Genomic DNA, 23,267 nt, shown 5'->3' with positions numbered 1-23,267 from the left:
GCCGGCGAGCCGCTTCACAGGAAGATGCTGCACGCGGCCTCGGGGCCGCCTTTCATCGCGGCGTAGGCAGCGCAGCCGGGCATGGCCAAGCGCGCCAGGCCGCAGGGCCGGTTCACGCTGTGGCCGCCGTCGTCGCCGCGGCTGCGCGCGTGCACGGACTGGCCTGCGGCGGTGCTGGCATCGCACCGGGCGCAGGGCGCTTCAGCCGGATGAAGGCGCGGTCGCGGACTCCAGCTGCGTGAGCCAGTGCAGGGCCCCGGCGCGGTCGGCACCACACATCTCGGCCGACGCCGACAGCCCGGCGCAGCAGGCCGGGCGCCCCGGTTGGCCGAAGACCGCACAGCGCAGGTCGTGCGTGAGCTGCACGCAACGCACGCCTGCCGGCTTGCCCTGCGGCATGCCCGGGATGGGCGAGGAGATGGAGGGCGCGATGCAGCAGGCGCCGCAGCCGCTGCGGCAGTCCATTCAGGCAGCAGCCAGGCGGGCGCCGGCCCACAGCACCTGGTCGACCACGGCCTGGACTTGCTGGCGGTGGTGGTCGCCGATGAGTGCGCCGTCGGCATCGAAGGCCTCCCCGGCCCGCCCCAGCGCGTAGGTCTGCGGCGCCACCCAGCAGTGCAGGTTGTGCAGCAGCGGCAGCAGATGGCTTTGCGAGCGCAGGCCGCCCAGGCTGCCGGGGGAGGCCGACAGCACGCCGACCACCTTGCCACGCGTGGGCTTGAAGCCGTCTGCCCAGTCCGGGTCGGCCTTGACGGGGCTGGACACCCAGTCCAGCGTGTTCTTGAGCAGGGCCGGGTAGCTGGCGTTGTACTCGGGCGTGCAGATGACCCACGCCGCGTGCGCGAACATCAGCTGCTTGAGCCGGATCACGTCGGGCGGCGTGGCCTCGGCTTCGAGGTCGGCGTTGTACATGGGGACGTCGAAGTCGCCCAGTTCGATGTGCGTGACGTCGGCGCCTGCGGCCCGCGCCAAGCCGGCCGTGGCCCGCGCGAGTCGGCGGTTGAACGATTGCTGCCGGGTGCTGCCGGCGAAGACCAGGAGTTTCATCCGGCGATTGGAGCACAGGCAGGCTTGAGCGACTGGGCCTGACTAAAATGTACAAATTCCAGAAAGTTGTACAGATGCAGATGCTATCCCTGAGTGAATTCCGCGCCAACGCCTCGGCCATGCTGGACCTGGTGGAAAAAGGCGAGACCGTGCGCATCCTGCGCCATGGCAAGCCGGTGGCCGACCTGGTGCCGGTGCAGGCCGACGCCGTGCAAAAAGTGCCGAGCTGGAAGCGCCGGATCGAGCCGCTGCACATCGTGCGCCCCGATGGAAAGACGGGCGCGCAGCTGATCATCGAAGAGCGTGAGGGCGGCTGGTGAGCATGCGTGTCTTGTTCGACACTTCAGCGCTCTACAAGCGTTATGCGGCGGAGAGCGGCACCGACGAGGTGCAGGCCTTGAGCGAGTCCGCGCACGAGGTCTGCGTGGCGGCCCATTGCCTGACCGAGATCGCCTCGGTGCTGAACCGGCAACGCCATGACGGCCTGGTGCCGGGCGACGGATATGCCCGGATCATGGCCGAGGTGCACCGGGATTTCGAAGATTTCACCCGGGTGGCGCTGGACGGGACGGTGCATACGCTGTCCATCGCCGCGATGGAGCGGATCCGCCTGGGCGCCATGGATGCTTTGCACATCGGCTCAGCGCAGCACGCTGCCGTCGATCTTTTCGTCACAGCGGACCGTCGCCAGGCGGCCGCAGCACAGGCGGCCGGGCTCAAGACCCGGCTCATTTGCGTATGAGCACCCCCTATACCTACCCCCAGGAATTCGACGTCATCGTCGTCGGTGGCGGCCACGCCGGCACCGAGGCCGCCCTGGCCGCCGCCCGCATGGGCTGCAAGACCTTGCTGCTGACCCACAACATCGAGACGCTGGGGCAGATGAGCTGCAACCCGTCGATCGGCGGCATCGGCAAGGGTCACCTCGTCAAGGAGGTGGACGCGCTGGGCGGCGCCATGGCGCTGGCCACCGACGAAGGCGGCATCCAGTTCCGCATCCTCAATTCGAGCAAGGGCCCTGCCGTGCGCGCCACGCGGGCCCAGGCCGACCGTGTGCTGTACAAGGCTGCGATCCGCCGCATGCTGGAGAACCAGCCCAACCTGTGGCTGTTCCAGCAGGCGGTGGATGACCTGGTGGTGGAGGGCGACCGCGTGGTCGGCGCCGTGACGCAGGTCGGCATCCGCTTTCGCAGCCGCACCGTCGTGCTGACAGCGGGTACCTTCCTGGACGGCAAGATCCATGTCGGGCTGAACAACTACGCGGCCGGCCGGGCGGGCGACCCGCCGGCCGTTTCGCTGAGCGCTCGGCTCAAGGAGCTCAAGCTGCCGCAAGGCCGGCTCAAGACCGGCACGCCGCCGCGGCTGGACGGGCGCAGCATCGACTGGTCGCAGTGCACCGAGCAGCCCGGCGACGGCATGCCGGGCGGTGAGCGGGACACGGTGCCCGTGTTCAGCTTCATGGGCAATGCGGGCATGCATCCGCGCCAGGTGTCGTGCTGGACAACGCACACCAACCTGCGCACGCACGACATCATCCGCTCCGGTTTCGACCGCAGCCCGATGTTCACGGGCAAGATCGAGGGGGTGGGGCCGCGTTACTGCCCCAGCGTGGAAGACAAGATCAACCGCTTCGCCGACAAGGACAGCCACCAGATCTTCCTCGAGCCCGAGGGGCTGACCACGCACGAGATCTACCCGAATGGCATTTCGACCAGCCTGCCGTTCGACATCCAGTACGAGCTGGTGCGCTCGATGCCGGGGCTGGCGAACGCCCACATCCTGCGCCCGGGCTATGCCATCGAATACGACTACTTCGACCCACGCGCGCTGAAGAACAGCTTCGAGACGCGCGCCATCGGCGGCCTGTTCTTCGCCGGCCAGATCAATGGCACGACCGGCTACGAGGAGGCCGCAGCCCAGGGCCTGTTCGCCGGGGCCAACGCGGCGCTGCAATGCCTGGGCCGGGACGCGTGGCTGCCCGGCCGGGACCAGGCTTACCTGGGCGTGCTGGTGGACGATCTGGTGACGCAGGGCGTCAGCGAGCCTTACCGCATGTTCACGAGCCGGGCCGAGTTCCGGTTGCAGCTGCGCGAAGACAACGCCGACATGCGGCTGACCGAGGCCGGCCGCGCCATGGGCCTGGTGGACGATGCGCGATGGGACGTGTTCAGCCGCAAGCGCGATGCTGTTTCACGTGAAACAGAGCGGCTGCGGTCGCTCTGGATCAGCCCGCGCAACCTGGCTGCGGCCGAGGCCGAACGCGTGCTGGGCAAGGCCATCGAGCACGAGTACAACCTGGCCGACCTGTTGCGGCGGCCGGGCATTCGCTATGAATCGCTGATGAGCCTGGATGGCGGGCGCTTCGCGCAGTCGCAGTTGCTGGACGGCGACGTCGTCGAGCAGATCGAAATCGCCGCCAAATACTCGGGCTACATCGACCGGCAAAAGGACGAGGTGGAACGCGCCTCACACCTGGAGGCGTTGCGCTTGCCGCCCGACTTCGACTACATGGCCGTGCCCGCCCTGAGCATCGAGGTGCGGCAGAAGCTGCAAAAGCAACGGCCCGAGACCCTGGGCCAGGCCTCGCGCATTTCAGGCGTGACGCCGGCCGCTGTGTCCCTGTTGATGGTGCACCTGAAAAAGCGCAGCGGCAGGGCGCTTGCGTCGTGACCGCAGATCGACTGGCGGCCCTGCGCAGTGCCGCAGAGGCGCTGGCGCTGCCGATGGCCGATGCCCAGGCCGACGCGCTGCTGCGCTATCTGGACCTCATCGCCAAATGGAACAAGGTCTACAACCTGACCGCCTTGCGCGACCCGGCGGACATGCTGACGCACCACGTCATCGACAGCCTGGCGGCGGTGCCGCCGCTGCTGCGTTACCTGCAGTCCATGGGAAAGAGCGGGGCGCGCGTGCTCGACGTGGGCGCTGGTGCCGGCCTGCCGGGGGTCGTGCTTGCGCTGATGCACGAGGGGCTGCAGGTCCACTGTGTCGATACGGTGGCCAAGAAGGCGGCCTTCGTGCAGCAAGCTGCGGCCGAGCTTGAGCTGCCCAATTTGCGTGGTGTGCACGCGCGCGTGGAAAGCCTGGAGGCGGGCTTCGACATCGTGTGCAGCCGCGCGTTCGCATCGCTGCCGGACTTCACGCAATGGTCCCGCGGTGCATTGCTCCCAGGGGCCGCATGGATGGCCATGAAGGGCAAGGAACCGCATGACGAGATCGCCGCCCTACCGGCCGATGTCGAAGTGTTTCACGTGGAACACCTGGCCGTGCCCGGCCTGCAGGCCGAGCGCTGCCTCGTCTGGATGCGGCCTGCCGCAGAACCCCTCACGTAAACTCGCGCCTTCTTTCTCCCGGAGTTCATCATGTTCGGCATCGCGGACTACGGCGCTTTTGTCGCCGCCATCGTCGTCTTCCTGATGATCCCCGGCCCAGGCAACCTGGCGCTGATCACCTCGACCGGCAAGGGTGGCATTCGGGGTGGCTTGGCGTGTACGGCGGGCGTGATCGTCGGCGACCAGGCGCTGATGTGGCTGGCGGTGGCAGGGGTGGCGGCCCTGCTGGCGGCACACCCGGCCCTTTTCCATGGCGTGCAATGGCTGGGCGCCGCCTACCTGGCATGGCTGGGCCTTCGCATGCTGCTGGCCAAGCCGGGTGCCGCGCCCGTGCTGGACATGCAGCCCCGCCATTTCCTGCGCCAGGCCTTCGTGATCACGTTGCTGAACCCCAAGGCCGTGGTGTTTTACATGGCCTTCTTCCCCCTGTTCGTGGACCCGGCCCGGCACCAGGGACTGCTGACCTTCGGCGCCATGGCCCTCACGATCGCCGTGCTGACCTTCGCCTACGGCCTGTCGGTCGTGCTGCTCACGCACTTCCTGGCCGACCGCATCCGCGCCAACCGCCGCGTCTCCACGGCGCTCGAAAAGCTGGCCGGCCTGTTCCTGGTCGGCTTCGGCATCAAGCTCGCGACCCAATAAGAACGACATTCCATGGCCAAAGTTTTCTGCATCGCCAACCAGAAGGGCGGGGTCGGCAAGACCACCACCAGCGTCAATCTCGCGGCCGGTCTGGTCAAGGCCGGGCAGCGCGTGCTGCTGGTGGATCTGGACCCGCAAGGCAATGCCACCATGGGCTCGGGCGTGGACAAGCGGCAACTGGAGCTGTCGGTCTACGACGTGCTGCTGGAGTCGGCCTCCATTGCCGAGACGCGTGTCAGCTCCGAAAAATGCGGTTACGACGTGCTGGGTGCCAGCCGCGACCTGGCCGGCGCCGAGGTGGAGATGGTCAGCATCGAACGCCGCGAGCGCCGGCTCAAGCAGGCGCTGGAGGCGGTGCAGGGCGACTACGACTTCGTACTCGTCGACTGCCCGCCGTCGCTGTCCATGCTCACCTTGAACGGCCTGTGTGCGGCCAACGGCGTGATCGTGCCCATGCAGTGCGAGTACTTCGCGCTCGAGGGCCTGACCGACCTCGTCAACACCATCAAGCAGGTGCACGCCAACCTGAACAAGGATTTGAAGATCATCGGCTTGCTGCGCGTGATGTTCGACCCGCGCATCACTTTGCAGCAGCAGGTCAGCGAGCAGCTCAAATCGCACTTCGGCAACAAGGTGTTCGACACCGTCATTCCGCGCAACGTGCGTCTTGCGGAGGCACCCAGCTACGGGCTGCCGGGTGTCGTGTTCGACCCCTCGGCGCGCGGCAGCCAGGCCTACCTGGAATTCGCGCGCGAGATGGTGGCGCGCGACCTGTGATGGCCACGCCCATCGTCCTGACCCTGCCGGGCTGGCAAGGCTCGGGCCCCGGCCACTGGCAGACGCTGTGGGAGCAGCGCTATGGCGACCGGCGTGTCGAGCAGCACGACTGGATGCGCCCGCTGCGTGGCGACTGGATCGCGCGGCTGGACGAGGTGCTGCTGGCGCAGCCGGCCGGCACGCGTGTGCTGCTGGCCGCGCACAGCCTGGGCTGCATCCAGGTTGCGGCCTGGGCCGCGCACAGCCGGCTCACCGCGCGCGTGCAGGGCGCCTTGCTCGTGGCGCCCGGCGACGCCGAACGGCCCGATCTGGCCGCCCAGTTGCCGAGCTGGTCGCCCATCGTGCGCCAGCGCCTGCCATTCGCCAGCACCTTGTTGGGCAGCCGCAACGATCCCTATTGCGGCGCCGACAAGGCCCGCGCCCTGGCGGCGGACTGGGGCGCCGATTACCGCGATATGGGCGAACGCGGCCATTTGAATGCCGAGTCCGGCTTGGGCGATTGGCCCGAAGGCCGCGCCCTGCTGTTGGATCTGAACCAGGAAAGCAACTAGAACATGGTCACCAAACGACCCAAGGGGCTGGGCCGCGGGCTCGAAGCCCTGCTCGGCCCCAAGGTGGACGAGACGGCTGCGGCCGACGCCACGGGCGCCCCGGCGCTGCCGACCACGCTCCAGCTGGAGGCGATGGTGCCCGGCCAGTACCAGCCGCGCACGCGCATGGACGAGGGCGCGCTGTACGAGCTGGCCGAGAGCATCAAGGCCCAGGGCATCATGCAGCCCATCCTGGTGCGCCAGCTGACCAGCGGGCCGGAGGCGGGCAAGTACGAAATCATCGCAGGCGAACGGCGCTTCCGGGCGGCCCGTCTGGCCGGCCTGGACCAGGTGCCCGTGCTGGTGCGCGACGTGCCGGACGAGTCGGCAGCGGCGATGTCGCTGATTGAGAACATCCAGCGCGAAGACCTCAATCCGCTGGAAGAAGCCCAGGGCCTGCAGCGCCTGGTGCGCGAATTCGGCATGACGCACGAGCAGGCTGCGCAGTCGGTTGGCCGCTCGCGCAGCGCCGCCAGCAACCTGCTGCGGCTGCTGCAGCTGGCCGAGCCTGTGCAGACCATGCTCATGGCCGGCGACCTGGACATGGGCCATGCGCGCGCGCTGCTTGTGCTCGAACGGGCGACGCAGATCACGGCGGCCAACCAGATCGCGGCCAAGAAGCTCTCCGTGCGCGAGGCCGAGGGCCTGGCCAAGAAGCTGTCGGCCGAGTTCAACCTGACCTCGCCCAAGCCCAAGAAGGAAAAGTCGCGCGACCTCAAGCGCGTCGAGGAGGAGCTGTCCGATCAGCTCGCCGCCGATGTCGAGATCCGCATCAAGAAGCGCGTCAAGCGCGGCGGCCGCGTGCAGGAGGTGGGCGAGCTCGCGATCCAGTTCGGCTCGCTCGAAGAACTGAACGGGCTGATCGAACGCCTGTCGCAGGGCGTCGCGCGCTGACCATGCCCTGGCCGCTGCCAGCCCTGGTGGCCTGGGGCGGGGCCTGGCTGCTGTACCGGGCGGGTGCGGCGCTGGGTTGGCCGCTGTGGCTGGCACTGGGCCTGGCCACCACCTGCGGTGTGCTGGCCAGCGTGCTGGGCACGACCCCATGGCGGCGCGGCCTGATCGCGCTGGGTTTCCCCCTGTCGCTGCTGTTGGCCGGCGGCGCCGCCGTGCCGGCCTGGGCCTGGCTGCTGCCCCTGGGGCTGCTGCTGCTGGTGTACCCGCTCAACGCCTGGCGCGATGCCCCCCTGTTCCCCACGCCGCGCGATGCGCTATTGGAATTGAAGCAACTGGCACCGCTGCCTGCTGGCGCCAGCGTGCTCGACGCCGGCAGCGGCGTGGGCGACGGCCTGCTCGCCTTGCGCCGCGCCTATCCGGGCGCCAGATTTCATGGTGTGGAATGGAGCTGGCCGTTGCGCGCGCTGTGCGCACTGCGCTGCCCCTGGGCCCGCGTGCGCCAGGGCGACCTGTGGCGCAGCGACTGGCGTGTGCACGCCATGGTCTACATGTTCCAGCGGCCCGAGAGCATGGACCGCGCAGCCGCCAAGGCCGAGGCCGAACTGCAGCCGGGTGCCTGGTTGGTCAGCCTGGAATTCGAGGCCCGCGCCTTGGTGCCGCAGCACCGCCTGGTGGCGCCAGACGGCCGGCCGGTCTGGCTGTACCGGGCGCCGCTACGGCGGCGAGCCGCTGGCGTGCTTACATCACCGGCGGGCGGATGAAGATCTCGACGCGCCGGTTCTGCGACCGGCCGTCTTCGGTGCTGTTGTCCGCGATCGGCTCGTTCTGGCCGCGGCCCTCGGAGCTCAGGCGCGACGGGTCCAGGCCCTGGTTGCGCAGCGAGGTGACGACCGCCGCCGCGCGGCGTTCCGACAAGCGCTGGTTGCCGGTGGGCGAGCCGGTGCTGTCGGTGTGCCCGACGACGGTGGCCGTCACGCCGCACCATTCGCGGATGGTGCCGCCCACCGTGGTCAGCACGGACTGGAAGTCGGGGCTGATGTCGGCGTTGCCGGTCTTGAAGAGCACCTTGCCCGGGATGTCCAGCTTCACCGAGCCATCGGCCTGCTCGGTCATGCCCATCACGTTGTTGAACTGCGAGCCGGCCAGGGCGCCGGCCACCGCGCCGATCAATGCGCCGTTGCGGGTGCCCACGGAGCGGGTGCGGGCGCTCGAGCGCCCGATGGCCGCGCCGGCCACCGCCCCCACGGCAGCGCCGATCACGGCATTTTGCGTGTTCGTCGTCGCGGGCGCGGGGCGTGATTGCGGCAGGTACTTGCAGCCGTCGGGGCCGCGTTGCTCGGCCACCATGGGCGCTGGCGCCGCCGCGCCGCCGCCGCCACCCGCGCCGGCCTGCGGCATGGTGTTGCAGCCACCCAGCGCCAGGGCGACCACCGCCAGAACGGAAGTCGTAAATTGTTTTTGCATGAAGTCCCTCGTTCGCAAGTGTTGTAAGCAGCGGCACTTTAGCCGCTGCCTCCTGCGCGATCAACCACCGAACGGAGGATGCAGCCCGGCCCCGCTACAGCGCGAAGATCTTGCCCGGGTTCATGATGTTCAGCGGGTCCAGCGCCCGTTTGATGGCCCGCATCATGTCCACCGCGCCGGCCCCGGTCTCGTCCACCAGGAAGCCCATCTTGTGCAGCCCCACGCCGTGCTCGCCGGTGCAGGTGCCCTCCAGCCGCAGCGCGCGCGCCACCAGGTCGTGGTTGAGCTGCTCGGCCTTCACGCGTTCCTCGGGGATGTTCGGGTCCAGCAAATAGCCGAAGTGGAAGTTGCCGTCGCCCACGTGGCCGACCAGGAAGTAGGGGATGCCGCTGGCGTCGGCCTCGGCCACGGAGTCCAGCAGGCAGTCCGCCAGCCGCGAAATCGGCACGCAGGTGTCGGTGGAGATCACCTTGCAGCCCGGGCGCGACTGCACGGCCGCGAAGTACGAGTTGTGCCGCGCCGTCCACAGCCGCGTGCGCTCCTCGGGCGTGCTGGCCCATTCGAAGGCGTTGCCGCCGAATTCGCTGGCGATCTCCTGCACCGTCTCGGCCTGCTCCTGCACGCCGGCCGGCGAGCCGTGGAACTCCATCAGCAGCATGGGCTCCTCGCGCAGGCCCAGCTTGGCGTAGGCGTTCACCATGCGCACGGTGTTCACGTCGATGAGCTCCACGCGCGCGATCGGCACGCCCAGCTGCACGGTCTGGATCACGGTGCGCACGGCGGCTTCGATGCTGGGGAACGAGCAGATCGCGGCCGACACCGCCTCGGGCAGCGGATAGATCTTCAACGTCACCTCGGTGATCACGCCCAGCGTGCCCTCGCTCCCCACCATGAGCCGCGTGAGGTCGTAGCCGGCCGATGACTTCTTGGCGCGCGTGCCGGTGCGGATGACCTCGCCCGAGGCCGTGACCACCTGCAGCGCCAGCACGTTCTCGCGCATGGTGCCGTAGCGCACCGCGTTCGTGCCGCTGGCGCGCGTGGCCGCCATGCCGCCGATGGACGCGTCCGCGCCCGGGTCGATCGGGAAGAACAGCCCCGTGCTCTTGATCTCGTCGTTGAGCTGCTTGCGCGTGACGCCGGGCTGCACCGTCACCGTGAGGTCGTCCGCGTTCACGGCGACGACCTTGTTCATGCGCGACACGTCGATGCTGATGCCGCCCTGCACAGCCAGCAGGTGCCCCTCCAGCGACGAGCCCACGCCGAACGGGATCACGGGCACCGCGTGCGCGGCGGCCAGGCGCACCGCCTCGGCCACGTCCTCGGTGCTTTCGGCGAACACCACGGCAGAGGGCGGCGGCACGGTGAAGGACGACTCGTCGCGCCCGTGCTGCTCGCGCACCACCAGTGCCGTGGAACAGCGCTCGCCGAAGCGGGCCTTGAGCGCCTCCACCAGCACCGCCGGCACCTCGCGCGGATGGAATTCGGGGACGAGATGCTGGGACTGTGCGGGCGCATTCATGGCGTGTCTCCTGAGGGGGTTGGCCATTCTAGGGAGGCCCTGAACACCCCGTTCACCAAATACCGATGGCGCCCCCCGCGCGTGGCCGGCATGCTCCAGCCTTTCCGACCCGAGCGAGACAAGCCCTCCATGACCCTCCCGACTCCCCCCGATGCCGCCGGCGGCATCGCGGCGCGGCACCAGGCTGCGCTGAACCAGGGCCAGTTCCTGATCCAGCGCTGCGGCGGTTGCCAGCAGCATGTCTACTTCCCGCGCGAACTGTGCCCGCACTGCGGCAGCGAGGCGCTGGCACTCGTGGCCCCGGCCGGCACCGGCACCGTCTATTCGACGACCACCGTGCGGCGCAAGCCCGAGGCCGGCGGCGACCTGAACGTGGCGCTGATCGACCTGGACGAAGGGGTGCGCCTGATGAGCCGCGTCGAGGGCGTGCCGACGTCGGACGTGCGCATCGGCCAGCGCGTCAAGGCGCGCGTGCTGCAGCGCGAAGGCGCGGCGGCCATCGTGGTGTTCGACCTCGTGAACGAAGGAGTCGCCGCATGAGCGATTGGAAAAAATTGCGCGGCAGCGCGGCGATTGCCGGCGTGGCCACCTTCGGCTGCGGCGAAGCCCCCGGCTACACCGACATGGAACTGCTGGCCATCTCGGCCCGCCAGGCGGTGGCCGATGCGGGCCTCCAGATGCGCGACATCGACGGCCTGTGCACCGCGAGCGCCAGCGCCACCATGTGGTCCATGCCGGTCGTCGAGTACCTGGGCATCCGCCCGATGTACATCGACAGCACCATGATCGGTGGCTCCAGCTTCATCGCGCACCTGCTGCCGGCCATGCACGCGCTGGAATCGGGGCAGTGCAACGCCGTGCTGGTCTGCTACGGCAGCACGCAGCGCACCGCCACTTTCGGCCGCAAGGAGGTGGTGGCCAGCCGCAAGTTCCTGGACCCGCAGCCCTACGAGGCGCCCTACGAGCCCATGATGCCGCTGTCGGCCTACGCGCTGGCCGCGTCGCGCCACATGCACCAGTACGGCACCACGCGCCGCCAGCTGGCCGAGGTGGCCGTGGCCGCGCGCCAGTGGGCGCAGAAGAACCCCGAGGCCTTCATGCGCGAGCCGCTCAGCATCGACGACGTGCTCAAGGCCCGCATGGTCAGCGATCCGCTGTCGGTGCGCGACTCCTGCCTGGTCACCGACGGTGGCGGCGCCTACGTGCTGGTGCGCGCCGACCGCGCGAAGGACCTACCGCACCAACCCGTCTACGTGCTGGGCAACGGCACGGCCGTGTGGAACCGCCAGATCTCGTCCATGCACGACCTCACCGTCACGGCGGCCAAGGACTCCGGCGCCGCCGCGTTCGCGATGGCCGGCCTGCAGCCCAAAGACATCGACGTGGTGCAGCTCTACGACGCGTTCACCATCAACGTGCTGCTGTTCCTGGAGGACCTGGGCTTTTGCCAGAAGGGCGAGGCCGGCGCGTTCGTGGAGAACGGCGGCATCGCCCCGGGCGGGCGCCTGCCCGTCAACACCAACGGCGGCGGCCTGTCGTGCGTGCACCCCGGCATGTACGGCATCTTCGCGTTGATCGAAGGCGTGCGGCAGCTGCGCGGCGATTGCGGCGAACGCCAGATCGCCGGCGCGAAGACCGCCCTGGCGCACGGCAACGGCGGCACGCTGTCCAGCCAATCCACCGCCATCCTCGGCCTGGCCGAAACCCTGTGAGAACCCCATGAGCCCAGCACCCGACCAGTACCAGGACATCCGCGACGCCGTGCGCGCGCTGTGCGCCGAATTCCCCGGCGAATACCACCGCAAGGTCGACGAGCAGCGCGTCTACCCCGAGGCCTTCGTCGACGCGCTTACCAAGGCCGGCTGGATGGCCGCGCTGATCCCCACCGAGTACGGCGGCTCCGGCCTGGGCCTGGCCGAGGCCTCGGTGATCATGGAAGAGATCAACCGATCGGGCGGCAACAGCGGCGCCTGCCACGGCCAGATGTACAACATGAATACCTTGCTGCGCCACGGCTCCAAGGCGCAGAAAGAGCTGTACCTGCCCAAGATCGCCACCGGCGAATGGCGCTTGCAGTCCATGGGCGTGACCGAGCCCACCACGGGCACCGACACCACCAAGATCAAGACCACCGCGGTGAAGAAGGGCGACCGCTACGTCATCAACGGCCAGAAGGTCTGGATCAGCCGCGTGCAGCACAGCGAGTGGATGATCCTGCTCGCGCGCACCACGCCGCTGGCCGACGTGAAGAAAAAGTCCGAGGGCATGTCCATCTTCATGGTCGACCTGCGCCTGGCCGAGAAGACCGGCCTCACCGTGCGGCCCATCCCCAACATGGTCAACCACGAGACCAACGAGCTGTTCTTCGAGAACCTGGAGATCCCGGCCGAGAACCTGATCGGCGAGGAAGGCCAGGGCTTCAAGTACATCCTGGACGGCCTGAACGCCGAGCGCACGCTGATTGCCGCCGAGTGCATCGGCGACGGCTACTGGTTCATCGACAAGGTCAGCAAGTACGTCAAGGAACGCATGGTCTTCGGCCGCCCCATCGGCCAGAACCAAGGCGTGCAGTTCCCCATTGCCGAGAGCTACATCGAGGTCGAGGCCGCCAACCTCATGCGCTGGAAGGCCTGCGCGCTGTTCGACGCGCACCAGCCCTGCGGCGCCGAGGCCAACATGGCCAAGTACCTGGCGGCCAAGGCCAGCTGGGAGGCGGCCAACGCCTGCATCCAGTTCCACGGCGGCTTCGGCTTCGCCAACGAATACGACGTGGAACGCAAGTTCCGCGAGACGCGGCTGTACCAGGTCGCGCCTATCTCCACGAACCTGATCCTCTCCTTCGTCGCCGAGCATGTGCTCGGCCTGCCGCGCTCGTTCTGAGAAAGCCCGCCATGCATGAACACCCCAGCAAGGCCCTGGCCGCATTCGCCGCCGGCCTGCGGTTCGACGACATCCCCGCGCCCGTGCTGCGTCGCGCCGAAGACCTGTTCCTGGACTGGGCCGGCTCGGTGTTGGCCGGCAAGGGCGCACGCCCGGTCGAGAGCATCGCCAGCGTGGCCCGCGCCATGGGGCCGGCCGATGGCCCAAGCGAGATCCTGATCTCGCGCACGCGCAGCAGCCCGCTGTTCGCCGCCATGGTCAACGCCGCGGCCTCGCACTACGCCGAACAGGACGACGTGCACAACGGCTCGGTGTTCCACCCCGCGGCCGTGGTGTTCCCGCCCGCGCTGGCCGTGGCGCAGGCCATCGGCGCCTCAGGCAAGGACTTGCTCGTGGCCTCCGTCGTCGGCTACGAGGTCGGCATCCGCGTCGGCGAGTTCCTGGGCCGCTCGCACTACCGCATCTTCCACACCACGGCCACGGCCGGCACCGTGGCCGCCGCGGCCACCGTGGGCCGTCTGCTGGGCCTGGACGCCGCGCAGATGCTGCACGCCTTCGGCTCGGCCGGCACGCAGGCCGCGGGCCTGTGGGAATTTTTGCGCGACGCGGCCGACAGCAAGCAGCTGCACACGGCCAAGGCCGCGTCCGACGGCCTGCTGGCGGCCTACCTCGCCCAGGACGGTTTCACGGGCGCCAGCCGCATCCTCGAAGGCCCGCAGGGCATGGCGGCCGGCATGTCCACCGACGCCAACCCCGCCAAGCTCACCGATGGCCTCTACACACGCTGGACGCTGGCCGAGACCTCGTTCAAGTTCCACGCCTCGTGCCGCCACACCCACCCGGCCGCCGACGCGCTGCAGCAGGTCATCCGCACGCATGGCCTCAAGATTGCCGACATCGCCCAGGTGACCACGCACGTGCACCAGGGCGCCATCGACGTGCTGGGCCCCGTGACCGACCCGCGCACCGTGCACCAGAGCAAGTTCTCCATGGGCACCGTGCTGGGCCTGATCGGCGCGTTCGACCGCGCGGGCCTGGCCGAGTTCGACGGCCACTACCGGAGCGCCGACGTGGTCGCGCTGCGCGACAAGGTGACGATGGTGCTGGACGCCGAGGTGGACGGTGCCTACCCGCAGCGCTGGATCGGCAAGGTCACCGTGCTCACCACCGATGGGCGCACGCTGCAGGGCCGCGTCGACGAGCCCAAGGGCGACCCCGGCAACACGCTGAGCCGCCCCGAGATCGAGGCCAAGGCGCTGCAGCTGGCGGCCTATGCGAACGGCGCCAGCGCCGACGAGATGCGCGCGCTGTCCGAGCGCGTCTGGCGCCTGGCCGAATGGCCGCGCGTCGAAGCGCTGCTGCGCTGAATTTCTGAATCACAACGAAGGAGCACACACATGAGTGAATCTGCATTGCTGGCCGGCAAGGTCATGGTCGTCACCGGTGCCGGTGGCGGCATCGGCCGCGACATCGCGCTGGCCATGGCCAAGGCCGGCGCGCGCGTCGTCGTCAACGACATCGGCGCGTCCGTCAGCGGCGAGGGCAACGACGCCGGCCCCGCGCAAAAGGTCGTCGATGAGATCAAGGCCCTGGGCGGCGAGGCCGCGGCCAACACCGACAGCGTGTCGGACGCGCGCGGCGCGGGCCGCATCGTCACCACGGCACTCGACAGCTTCGGCCGCATCGACGGCGTGGTGAACAACGCCGGCATCCTGCGCGACCGCTTCTTCCACAAGATGAGCGACGACGAATGGGACGCCGTCATCAAGGTCCACCTGTACGGCGGCTACTACGTGAGCCGCGCCGCCGCCACGCACTTCAAGGAGCAGAACAGCGGCGTGTTCGTGCACATGACCAGCACCTCCGGCCTGATCGGCAACTTCGGCCAGGCCAACTACGCGGCGGCCAAGCTCGGCATCGCCGCGCTGTCCAAGTCCATCGCGCTGGACATGCAGAAGTTCAACGTGCGCAGCAACTGCATCGCGCCCTTCGCGTGGAGCCGCATGATCGGCTCCATCCCGACCGAGACCGACGCCGAGAAGGCCCGCGTGGAACGCATCAAGCAGATGACGCCCGCCAAGATCGCGCCGCTGGCCGTGGCGCTGTGCAGCGACAAGGCGCAGGAGACGAACGGCCAGATCTTCGCGGTGCGCAACAACGAGATCTTTTTGATCAGCCAGCCGCGGCCGATCCGGTCGGTGCACCGCTCGGAAGGCTGGACGCCGGAGTCGGTGCTGAGCCATGCGCTGCCGTCGATGAAGGCGGACTACTTTGGGCTGGACCGGTCGGGGGATGTGTTCACGTGGGACCCGGTGTGACCACGGCGTGAATGCCGCACTGGCAGGCGCCTGACACGTCAGCCCTCTGCCCACGGTGACGCCGCGTTGCCGTGGTGCATGGCGCAGCTCAGGCGCGCTCCGAAGCCACGTCCCGCACCAACCCCCACGCCACCTCCGCCACCGGCCCCAGCCCACGGTTCGCGCGCCGCACCAGCACGATGCTGCGCTCTACCTTGGGCACCAGCGGCCGCACCACCAGCCCCTGCAGACCGGCCGGCGGCAAGGCCAGCGTGGGCACGATGGAGATGCCCAGCCCCGCGTCCAGCATGCGGAAGATGGTGGTGACATGCCCGACCTCCTGCGCCACGGGCGCCTGCACGCCCTGGTCGCGCAGCGCCTCGTCGATCAGCCGCCGGCTGCCTGAGGCATGGTCCAGCAGCACCAGCGGCTCGCCGGCCAGCTCGGTCCAGCGCACGTTGCGGCGCCTGGCCAGCCGGTGCGTGGGCGGGCAGACGAGGCAGAAGGGCTCGGACAGGATGGCCTCGGTGTGCAGCTCATCGCGTTGGGCAGGGTCGATCACCACGCCGAAGTCCACCTCGCCCGACAGCACGCTGGCCAGCGCGTCGTGCTGCATGCGGTCCAGCAGCACCAGCTCGAGCCCCGGGTGTTCCTCGCGGCAGCGCGCGATGCAGGCGGGCAGCAGGTTGGCCGACAGCGTGGGGCTGCTGGCCACGCGCACGCGGCCGTGGCGCTGCGTGGCCAGGCCGGCCACGTCCAGCAGCACGGTGTCCAGCTCGTCCAGCACGCGCGCCAGCCGCACGGCCAGGCTGCGGCCGGCGTCCGTGAGCGCCACCTCGCGCGTGGTGCGGTCCAGCAGCTTCAGGCCCAGCTGCTGCTCCAGCTCCGTCACGCAGCGGCTCACGGCGGGCTGGGTCAGGCCCACCTGCGCGCCGGCGCGCGTGAAGTTCTGGTGCGCGGCCACGGCCTGGAACACGCGCAATTGACGCAGGCTCACATTCATGCGGCCGAATCATAGATTCATCAGATCAATCCATTTCCCTTGGGGCGCGCGGCGCGGTCCAATTGCGGCCATTGCCCCCACATGCGCCGCGCGCGTTTCGCACCATGGCCCGTTCCCGCTTTTTGCCCGACAACTTCACGCTGTACCTGGTGGCCACCGTCGTCCTGGCCAGCCTGCTGCCGGCCTCGGGCCGCTTCGCCCAGGGGCTGGAGGTGGCGACCACCGTGGCTGTGAGCCTGCTGTTCTTCCTGCACGGCGCCAAGCTGTCGCGCCAGGCCATCGTGGCCGGCATCGGGCACTGGCGGCTGCACCTCGTGGTGGTGGCCAGCACCTTTCTTTTGTTCCCGCTGCTGGGCTGGGCGCTGCGGCCGGTGCTGGAGCCGCTGGTCACGCGCGAGCTGTACGTCGGCATCCTGTACCTGTGCGCGCTGCCGGCCACGGTGCAGTCGGCCATCGCCTTCGTGTCGATGGCACGCGGCAACATCCCGGCGGCCGTGTGCAGCGCCTCGGCGTCCACGCTGCTGGGCGTGGTGTTCACGCCGCTGCTGGTAGGGCTGCTGCTGGGCCAGAGCGCGGCCATGGGTGATCCGCTGCAGGCCGTCGGGCGCATCGGCTTGCAGCTGCTGCTGCCCTTCGTGGTCGGCCACCTGATGCGGCCGCTGATCGCCGGCTTTTTGCAGCGCCGCGCCGCCGTCATGAAGGTGGTGGACCAGAGCTCCATCCTGCTCGTGGTCTACGCCGCCTTCAGCCACGCCGTCATCGACGGTCTGTGGTCGACGGTGCCGCCCGGCGCGCTGGCCGGCCTGCTGCTGGTGTGCGCGGTGCTGCTGGCACTGGTGCTCACGCTCACCACCTGGGGCGCGCGGCGCATGGGCTTTTCGAAGGAGGACGAGATCACCATCGTCTTCTGCGGCTCCAAGAAGAGCCTGGTCAGCGGCGTGCCCATGGCCAACGTGCTGTTCGCGGCCAACGTGGCGGGCGCCATCGTGCTGCCGCTGATGCTGTTCCACCAGTTGCAGCTGATGGTGTGCGGGGTGCTGGCGGCGCGGTATGCGCGGCGGGTGGTGCCTGTGCTTGACGCAACCGTCGCGGGTGCTGTCGGCACCAAGGCTTGAGGCCCAGCTCTTTGCTGTTGCAGGGGGTGCGCTGGTGCCGCCCGGCCTGGGGTGCCCGCCGCAGCCGCCCGGTGGACGCGTCCCTCGCCCAGGGGCTCAGGCAGCCTGCGGTGCTCGGCCCGCGGGCGCATTGCACGACTCGCACCACTCACTTCGTTCGTTCAGCTCGCACAGGTGCAATGAGTCAGTCAACGAGGCGTGCTGCGCCGCCGCTCGCAGTCCTGCGCTCCTCGGCGCGGCCACAGGCTGGCCACGGCGGGCACCCCAGGCCGGGCTACGTGGGTGGTGGTTCAAGCGCCGCAGGGGGACAGCGCGCTTGACGCGGGCAGCCCAGGAACAACCGGAAATGGATCGGCGGCATAGACCTTGACTGCGATAAGCCTGAGGTCTTACTTCAAGCTCTCCACCGGCCCGATCGGCTCCATGTCCACCCCGTTGTACCGCACCGGCTGCATCGCTGCCACGGCGTGCAGGTCGGCCGGGCTGTTGGAGATCGTCACGCCCGGCAGCAGCAGGTCCACTTTGGGATTCTTCATGTTGCTCGCGATGCGGCGGATGTTGTCGCGTGTGAGCTGGTCGCCGCACTCGCGCAGCACATGCGCCATGAGCTGCGCGGCCACGTAGCCCGTGACGCCCGAGCTGTTGTACGGGTCCACGCCGGGCGCGTAGGTCTTCAGCAGCTCCTTGTAGGCCTTCATCTCCGGGTCTTCGTCCCAGCGCTTCGAGCCCGGGTCCTTGTAGTAGGCCAGCGTGATCGCGCCCTTGGCCTTGTCGGCGCCGGCCGGCTCCATGGCCATCTTGACGGAGGCGCCGGCGATGTTCACGTAGCGCTCGGGGCTCCAGCCGATCTCGGCCGCCTTGCGCAGCGCCTGCGCCGTGGTGCGCGCGGTCGAGGCCAGCACCAGCACGTCGGCGCCGCTGGCCTTGAGCTGCACGATCTGCGAATCGACCGTCGGGTCCGTCACCTCGAACGTGGCCTGCGCGACGATGCTGGCGCTCTTGCCGGCCAGCCCGTCCTTGAGCCCGCTCAGGATCTCGCGGCCCAGGTCGTCGTTCTGCGTCAGCACGGCGATCTTGGCGCCGGGCTTGTTCGCCACGATGTGGCGCGCGAACACCTTGCCTTCGCCCTTGTAGCTGCCCAGCATGGGCGTGGTCCACGGGTACTTCTGCGCGTCGTCGAATTGGCTGGCGCCGCTTTGCAGCAGCAGCTGCGGCACCTTCTTGGCGTTCATGTAGCGCTGCACCGCCATGTTGCTGGCCGTGCCCAGGCTGCTGAACCAGGCCAGGATCTCGTCCTGCTCGACCATGCGGCGCGCCACCTCCACCGTCTTGGGTGGGGAGTACTGGTCGTCGTAGACCAGCACCTTGATCTTGCGGCCGTTGATGCCGCCGGCTTCGTTGATCTTCTTGAAGTAGGCCTCGGCCACCTTGCCGATGATGGAGTAGCCCGACACGGGGCCCGACAGCGGCATCGGCATGCCGAGCAGGATCTCGGTGTCGCTGGCGCCGGGGTCGTATTTCTTCTGGGCGAAGGCGGTGGGGGCGAGCAGGGTGGTGGCCAGGGCGGTCGAGGCGAGGGCCAGGGTGCGGCGGGTGATGGGCATGGTGGTCGTCTCCGTGTTGTGCTTATGTCCGCGCCGTGCGCGCGGGTCTGGCGCACTATGGCGTTGACGCGGGCGGTGCGCCATGGCCGAAGCGATCACGGGCATTGGCTGAAGCGTTCGCGGGATGTGAAGTGCAACTGCTACGATGGCCCATATGACCCGCACCGTCGGCCGCCAAGACCGCTCCGAGCTGATCCTCGATCCTGCCGAGGCCTTGCGCCGCGGCCGTGCGCTTGATGCGATGCTGGCCGGCTTGCACGCCGCACGTCCGCGAGGCATTACCCGGGCCACTCACCGCACCATGAACCAGGCCGACGATGCGCGTCAGTTGGAGATCGCGCGCCGACTCAACGGGCCGCGTTGATTGGCAGAGGCCATGGACGCGGACAACCTGCTTGACCTGCTACGGCGTTTCCAGGCCGAAGGTGTGCAGTACATCCTGGTCGGCGGGCATGCCGTGCGCCTGAATGGCTTCGTGCGTGCCACCGAGGACATCGACATCCTTCTGCCTTCGTCCATTGACAACGGCCGCCGCGTGATCAGGGCTCTGTCGTTTCTGCCGTCCAGCCAGGAGCTGGACCCGCAATGGTTCGATGTGCCGGCAGACGAGCCTGAGAACATACGCGTGGCCGATGCGCTGTTGATCGACCTGCTGTTCGCGGCCAATGGCCAGACTTACGACAGCCTGCAGCCGCACGTGCGCACCGTGACGGTGGACGGCGTGGACATCCGCACGCTGGACATCGAAGGCCTGCTCAAGACCAAGACGGACTACCGTGACAAGGACCGCATCGACCGCGATGTACTGCGTCGGCTCAAATCGCAGCTATAGCCGGGCGCCCTACAACAACCGATCCGCCAACCCAAAGTTCGCCAGGTGCCGCACCAGCTCCGCCGCCAGCCTGGGCAGCGGCTGCCCGGCGCGGTTCACGATCTTGGTCTCGCGCTGCGCCCAGGGGTCGGTGAGCGGCACCAGCGCCAGCTGCATCGTGCGCGCATGGCGCACGGCCGATGAGCGCGGGATGATGCCCACGCCCACGCCGGCCTCCACCAGCAGGCAGATCGACTCGAAGCTGGACACCTGGATGCGGAACTCCAGCGGCCGGCCGATGGCGCGCGCCAGCGGCGGCAGGAAGCTGGCCAGCGCGCTGCCCTCGGCCAGCGAGATGTGGGGCTCGTCCAGCGTCTGCACGAAGGACAGCTGCGCCGACCTGGCCAGCGCATGCCGCGCCGGCAACACCACCACCAGCGCGTCGGCCACGAAGTCGCGCACCTCCAGGCCCTGCGTGTCCACGTCGCCGGCCACCAGGCCGATGTCGGCATGGGCCTCGTTGATCGCCACCACGATCTCGGCGCTCAGGCGCTCGCGCAGGTCGATGCTCACGTCGGGCTGCAAGGCCAGGAAGCTGGCCAGCGCCGAGGGCAGGGCGCTCGTGATCGAGGTGGTGTTGGCCAGCACGCGAACATGGCCCTTGGCGCCCTGGGCGTAGTCGCGCAGGTCGATCTTCAGGTGGTCCACCTGCTGCAGCACCTTGCGCGCGTGGTGCAGCAATGCCTCGCCGGCCGGGTTCAGTTCCACGCCCTGGGGCTTGCGGTAGAACAGCCGCGTGCCGATGTTGTCCTCCAGCTGCTTGATGCGCGTGCTGGCCGCAGCCAGCGAGATGCAGGCGCGCTCAGCCCCGCGCCGCAGGTTGGATTCCTCGGCGACGAACACGAACAGTCGGAGGTCGAACAGGTCGAAGTGCATGGCGTCGGGCGGCGAGCGTAACGCATCGGGTTCTCCCCCATCGCCCCTCGATGAACACCCCCTTTGCCAAAGACTGATGGCGGGCCATGCTGGCCGGTGCCATCCTCGCCGCTCGCATCACGGTGGGTGCGTACTTCCAACAACGACCCGGAGACAACCCAGCATGAACCCCTTGGCCCATCCTCTCGCCCGACGTCGCGTGCTCGCGGGCCTGTTGTGCGCCAGTGCCCTGGCCACCGGCAGCGCCTTCGCGCAGCAGCAGCCCGTGCGCCTCGTCGTCGGCTACGCGGCCGGCGGCCCGGTGGACACGGCCGGCCGCCAGTTCGCCCAGGTGTTCGGCCGCGAGCTGGGCCGCAGCGTGATCGTGGAGAACAGGGCCGGCGCCGCCGGTGCGCTGGGCGGCGAGGCCGTGGCACGCGCCGCGCCGGACGGCGCCACGCTGTACTTCGGCGCCAGCCCCACGCTGACCATCAGCCCGCATGTGCTCAAGGCCATGCCGTTCGACCCGGCCAAGGACCTGACGGCGCTGTCGCCCGTGCTCACCTACGCCAACGCGCTCGTCATCAACAAGGACCTGCCGATCAAGAACCTGCAGGATTTGATCGGCTACGCCAAGGCCAACCCGGGCAAGGTGTCCTACGGCTCGGCCGGCATGGGCGCGTCCAACCATCTGAGCGGCGAGCTCTTTGCCAAGCAGAGCGGCCTCGTGATGACGCACGTGCCCTACAAAGGCAACGCACCGGCCATGACGGACGTGATCGGCGGGCAGCTCACGATGATGTTCGACATCGTGAGCACCGCCAGCAACTATGTGAAGTCCGGCCGGGTGCGCCCGCTCGTCGTCACCTCGCGCGAGCGCAACGCTTCGCTGCCCGACGTGCCCACCATGCGCGAGGCCGGCCTGCCGGGCTACGAGGTGATCGGCTGGTACGGCGTCTACGGCCCCGCGAAGATGAAGCCCGAGCTGGTCGCCGAGATCAACGCCGCCGTGAACCGCACGCTGGCCGACGACGGCCTGCGCAAGCAATGGGCCGAGCACGGCTACGACATGTGGACCGGCGCGCCCGCCGTGCTGGCCGACCAGCAGCGCAAGGACCTGGAGATGTGGCGCGGCGTGACCAAGGACATCAAGTTCGAATGACGGGCGCGCGCCTGTTCGCCTCTTTTCTTCACCCTTGCCACCACACACCATGATCCGCGACCCCGACATCACCCAGGCCTTCCTCGACAGCGTGCGCACCTTCGTCAAGGAGCGCCTCGTGCCCGCCGAGAACGAGGTGGCCGAGACCGATCAGATCCCTGACGACATCGTGGCCGACATGAAGGCCATGGGCCTGTTCGGCCTGACCGTGCCCGAGGAGTACGGCGGCCTGGGCGTCACGATGGAGGAAGAGTCGCTCGTGATGTTCGAGATGGGCCGCACCTCGCCGGCCTTCCGCTCGCTGTTCGGCACCACGGTGGGCATCGGCTCGCAGGGCATCCTGATCGACGGCACGCAGGCGCAGAAGGACCACTACCTGCCCAAGCTGGCCAGCGGTGAACTCACTGCATCGTTCGCACTCACCGAGCCCGAGGCCGGCTCGGACGCGGCCTCGCTGCGCACCACGGCGCGGCGCGCAACCGACGAGAAGGGCGACCACTACATCGTCAACGGCAGCAAGCGCTTCATCACCAACGCGCCCACGGCCGGCATGTTCACCTTGATGGCGCGCACCGACCCGAACAACAAGGGCGCGGGCGGCGTGTCGGCCTTCATCGTGGAAGCGAACACGCCCGGCATCACGGTCGGCAAGCCCGACAAGAAGATGGGCCAGCGCGGCGCGCACACGGCCGACGTGACCTTCGACAACGTGCGCGTGCCGGCCGAGAACATCATCGGCGGCAAGGAGGGCCAGGGCTTCAAGACCGCGATGAAGGTGCTGGAGAAGGGCCGTATCCACATCGCCGCCATCTGCGTGGGCGCGGCCGAGCGCATGCTGGAGGACGCATTGCAATACGCCATGGAGCGCCGCCAGTTCGGCCAGCCCATCGCCGAGTTCCAGCTCGTGCAGGCCATGCTGGCCGACAGCAAGATGGAGGTCTACGCCGCGCGCTGCATGGTCATCGACGCCGCGCGCCGCCGCGACGATGGCGAGAACGTGTCGACCGAGGCCTCGTGCTGCAAGCTGTTCGCCTCCGAGATGTGCGGCCGCGTGGCCGACCGCGCGGTGCAGATCTTCGGCGGCTCAGGCTACGTGGCCGACCACGGCATCGAGCGCTTCTACCGCGACGTGCGGCTGTTCCGTCTGTACGAGGGCACGAGCCAGATCCAGCAGCTCGTCATTGCCCGCAACATGATTCGCGCCGCTTCGTAAGC

General features: G+C 68.9%; 27 protein-coding genes. 19 read left to right on the top strand and 8 right to left on the bottom strand.

All coding sequences use genetic code 11. The features are described from left to right. Positions 1 to 14 precede the first annotated feature (14 nt). Genes ASF43_RS31130 through ASF43_RS29470 form a run of 3 tightly spaced genes read right to left on the bottom strand, consistent with a single transcriptional unit; the run spans position 15 to position 1,047 of the window. Entirely contained in the window at positions 15 to 155 is a 141-nt protein-coding gene (locus tag ASF43_RS31130) for a hypothetical protein (protein WP_156373582.1), read from the bottom strand. A 46-nt stretch (positions 156 to 201) separates the two neighbouring features. Next, positions 202 to 465, bottom strand: a complete 264-nt coding sequence (locus ASF43_RS29475) for a YkgJ family cysteine cluster protein (protein ID WP_056189878.1) — start codon at positions 463 to 465, stop codon at positions 202 to 204. Further along, a complete protein-coding gene (locus ASF43_RS29470; protein WP_056189876.1) occupies positions 466 to 1,047 on the bottom strand; it encodes an NADPH-dependent FMN reductase in 582 nt (193 codons plus the stop codon). Positions 1,048 to 1,121: 74 nt separating this feature from the next. Here ASF43_RS29470 and ASF43_RS29465 point away from each other — a divergent pair, with 74 nt between their 5' ends. From ASF43_RS29465 to ASF43_RS29425, 9 genes are read left to right on the top strand one after another with little or no spacing between them, the layout of a single operon-like run. After that, positions 1,122 to 1,367 (top strand): type II toxin-antitoxin system Phd/YefM family antitoxin, encoded by a 246-nt coding sequence (locus ASF43_RS29465; protein WP_156373581.1) that lies wholly within the window; start codon positions 1,122 to 1,124, stop codon positions 1,365 to 1,367. 2 nt (positions 1,368 to 1,369) lie between these two features. After that, entirely contained in the window at positions 1,370 to 1,789 is a 420-nt protein-coding gene (locus tag ASF43_RS29460) for a type II toxin-antitoxin system VapC family toxin (RefSeq protein WP_056189869.1), read from the top strand. Next, positions 1,786 to 3,717: a tRNA uridine-5-carboxymethylaminomethyl(34) synthesis enzyme MnmG gene (mnmG, locus tag ASF43_RS29455; protein ID WP_056189866.1), complete on the top strand. Its 1,932-nt coding sequence runs from the start codon at positions 1,786 to 1,788 to the stop codon at positions 3,715 to 3,717. Before ASF43_RS29460 ends, mnmG begins: the two co-directional genes overlap by 4 nt. A 53-nt stretch (positions 3,718 to 3,770) precedes the next feature. Further along, complete coding sequence (gene rsmG, locus ASF43_RS29450; protein ID WP_235578411.1) at positions 3,771 to 4,379, top strand: 16S rRNA (guanine(527)-N(7))-methyltransferase RsmG; 609 nt, start codon at positions 3,771 to 3,773, stop codon at positions 4,377 to 4,379. A gap of 30 nt (positions 4,380 to 4,409) precedes the next feature. Next, positions 4,410 to 5,021, top strand: coding sequence for a LysE family transporter (locus ASF43_RS29445; RefSeq protein ID WP_056189862.1), 612 nt, complete (start codon positions 4,410 to 4,412; stop codon positions 5,019 to 5,021). Between the two features lie 12 nt (positions 5,022 to 5,033). After that, positions 5,034 to 5,798 (top strand): ParA family protein, encoded by a 765-nt coding sequence (locus tag ASF43_RS29440; protein WP_056189859.1) that lies wholly within the window; start codon positions 5,034 to 5,036, stop codon positions 5,796 to 5,798. Then, complete coding sequence (locus tag ASF43_RS29435; RefSeq protein WP_056189856.1) at positions 5,798 to 6,349, top strand: alpha/beta hydrolase; 552 nt, start codon at positions 5,798 to 5,800, stop codon at positions 6,347 to 6,349. Before ASF43_RS29440 ends, ASF43_RS29435 begins: the two co-directional genes overlap by 1 nt. 3 nt (positions 6,350 to 6,352) lie before the next feature. Next, positions 6,353 to 7,282: a ParB/RepB/Spo0J family partition protein gene (locus tag ASF43_RS29430; RefSeq protein WP_056189853.1), complete on the top strand. Its 930-nt coding sequence runs from the start codon at positions 6,353 to 6,355 to the stop codon at positions 7,280 to 7,282. A 2-nt stretch (positions 7,283 to 7,284) separates the two neighbouring features. Then, positions 7,285 to 8,043: a hypothetical protein gene (locus ASF43_RS29425; protein WP_056189850.1), complete on the top strand. Its 759-nt coding sequence runs from the start codon at positions 7,285 to 7,287 to the stop codon at positions 8,041 to 8,043. Here ASF43_RS29425 and ASF43_RS29420 read toward each other — a convergent pair. Further along, entirely contained in the window at positions 8,021 to 8,746 is a 726-nt protein-coding gene (locus ASF43_RS29420; RefSeq protein WP_156373580.1) for an OmpA family protein, read from the bottom strand. The genes ASF43_RS29425 and ASF43_RS29420 overlap by 23 nt on opposite strands. Before the next feature lie 94 nt (positions 8,747 to 8,840). Beyond that, positions 8,841 to 10,265 carry an FAD-binding oxidoreductase gene (locus ASF43_RS29415; RefSeq protein WP_056189843.1) on the bottom strand — a complete coding sequence of 475 codons (1,425 nt, stop codon included), beginning with the start codon at positions 10,263 to 10,265 and terminating at the stop codon, positions 8,841 to 8,843. 129 nt (positions 10,266 to 10,394) lie between these two features. Between ASF43_RS29415 and ASF43_RS29410 the strand changes: the two genes are divergently transcribed. The 5 genes from ASF43_RS29410 to ASF43_RS29390 are packed head-to-tail and all read left to right on the top strand — an operon-like array spanning position 10,395 to position 15,463. Continuing rightward, positions 10,395 to 10,805 carry a Zn-ribbon domain-containing OB-fold protein gene (locus ASF43_RS29410; RefSeq protein WP_082498250.1) on the top strand — a complete coding sequence of 137 codons (411 nt, stop codon included), beginning with the start codon at positions 10,395 to 10,397 and terminating at the stop codon, positions 10,803 to 10,805. Then, positions 10,802 to 11,977: a thiolase gene (locus tag ASF43_RS29405; RefSeq protein WP_056189842.1), complete on the top strand. Its 1,176-nt coding sequence runs from the start codon at positions 10,802 to 10,804 to the stop codon at positions 11,975 to 11,977. The genes ASF43_RS29410 and ASF43_RS29405 overlap by 4 nt, the downstream gene beginning before the upstream one ends. A gap of 7 nt (positions 11,978 to 11,984) precedes the next feature. After that, on the top strand, positions 11,985 to 13,145 hold the full coding sequence (locus ASF43_RS29400; protein ID WP_056189838.1) for an acyl-CoA dehydrogenase family protein: 1,161 nt from the start codon (positions 11,985 to 11,987) through the stop codon (positions 13,143 to 13,145). 11 nt (positions 13,146 to 13,156) lie between these two features. Further along, on the top strand, positions 13,157 to 14,512 hold the full coding sequence (locus ASF43_RS29395; RefSeq protein ID WP_056189836.1) for an MmgE/PrpD family protein: 1,356 nt from the start codon (positions 13,157 to 13,159) through the stop codon (positions 14,510 to 14,512). A 30-nt stretch (positions 14,513 to 14,542) separates the two neighbouring features. After that, the gene (locus ASF43_RS29390) at positions 14,543 to 15,463 is read left to right on the top strand and encodes an SDR family NAD(P)-dependent oxidoreductase (protein WP_056189833.1); all 921 of its coding nucleotides are present in this window, start codon (positions 14,543 to 14,545) and stop codon (positions 15,461 to 15,463) included. An 88-nt stretch (positions 15,464 to 15,551) separates the two neighbouring features. Here the strand turns inward: ASF43_RS29390 and ASF43_RS29385 are convergent, their stop codons facing one another. Beyond that, entirely contained in the window at positions 15,552 to 16,445 is an 894-nt protein-coding gene (locus tag ASF43_RS29385; protein WP_056189830.1) for a LysR family transcriptional regulator, read from the bottom strand. A gap of 104 nt (positions 16,446 to 16,549) precedes the next feature. Here ASF43_RS29385 and ASF43_RS29380 point away from each other — a divergent pair, with 104 nt between their 5' ends. After that, entirely contained in the window at positions 16,550 to 17,560 is a 1,011-nt protein-coding gene (locus ASF43_RS29380; protein ID WP_056189827.1) for a bile acid:sodium symporter family protein, read from the top strand. A 389-nt stretch (positions 17,561 to 17,949) separates the two neighbouring features. Here the strand turns inward: ASF43_RS29380 and ASF43_RS29375 are convergent, their stop codons facing one another. Next, on the bottom strand, positions 17,950 to 19,164 hold the full coding sequence (locus ASF43_RS29375) for an ABC transporter substrate-binding protein (RefSeq protein ID WP_056189824.1): 1,215 nt from the start codon (positions 19,162 to 19,164) through the stop codon (positions 17,950 to 17,952). Positions 19,165 to 19,318: 154 nt separating this feature from the next. On the opposite strand from ASF43_RS29375, the gene ASF43_RS29370 reads away from it, so the two are divergent. Further along, a complete protein-coding gene (locus ASF43_RS29370; RefSeq protein WP_156373579.1) occupies positions 19,319 to 19,528 on the top strand; it encodes a hypothetical protein in 210 nt (69 codons plus the stop codon). 12 nt (positions 19,529 to 19,540) lie between these two features. Continuing rightward, complete coding sequence (locus ASF43_RS29365) at positions 19,541 to 19,996, top strand: hypothetical protein (RefSeq protein ID WP_156373578.1); 456 nt, start codon at positions 19,541 to 19,543, stop codon at positions 19,994 to 19,996. A 9-nt stretch (positions 19,997 to 20,005) separates the two neighbouring features. Here the strand turns inward: ASF43_RS29365 and ASF43_RS29360 are convergent, their stop codons facing one another. After that, positions 20,006 to 20,911 carry a LysR family transcriptional regulator gene (locus ASF43_RS29360; protein ID WP_056189816.1) on the bottom strand — a complete coding sequence of 302 codons (906 nt, stop codon included), beginning with the start codon at positions 20,909 to 20,911 and terminating at the stop codon, positions 20,006 to 20,008. Between the two features lie 163 nt (positions 20,912 to 21,074). Here ASF43_RS29360 and ASF43_RS29355 point away from each other — a divergent pair, with 163 nt between their 5' ends. Next, positions 21,075 to 22,052, top strand: coding sequence for a tripartite tricarboxylate transporter substrate binding protein (locus ASF43_RS29355; protein ID WP_056189813.1), 978 nt, complete (start codon positions 21,075 to 21,077; stop codon positions 22,050 to 22,052). A gap of 49 nt (positions 22,053 to 22,101) precedes the next feature. Then, positions 22,102 to 23,265 carry an acyl-CoA dehydrogenase family protein gene (locus ASF43_RS29350; protein WP_056189810.1) on the top strand — a complete coding sequence of 388 codons (1,164 nt, stop codon included), beginning with the start codon at positions 22,102 to 22,104 and terminating at the stop codon, positions 23,263 to 23,265. The last annotated feature ends 2 nt before the right edge of the window (positions 23,266 to 23,267 follow it).

The organism is Pseudorhodoferax sp. Leaf267 (genome assembly GCF_001422405.1).
Taxonomy (GTDB): domain Bacteria; phylum Pseudomonadota; class Gammaproteobacteria; order Burkholderiales; family Burkholderiaceae_C; genus Pseudorhodoferax.
The sequence above is the reverse complement of the archived record's forward strand: the minus strand, read 5'-3'. Positions and strand labels throughout refer to the sequence as shown.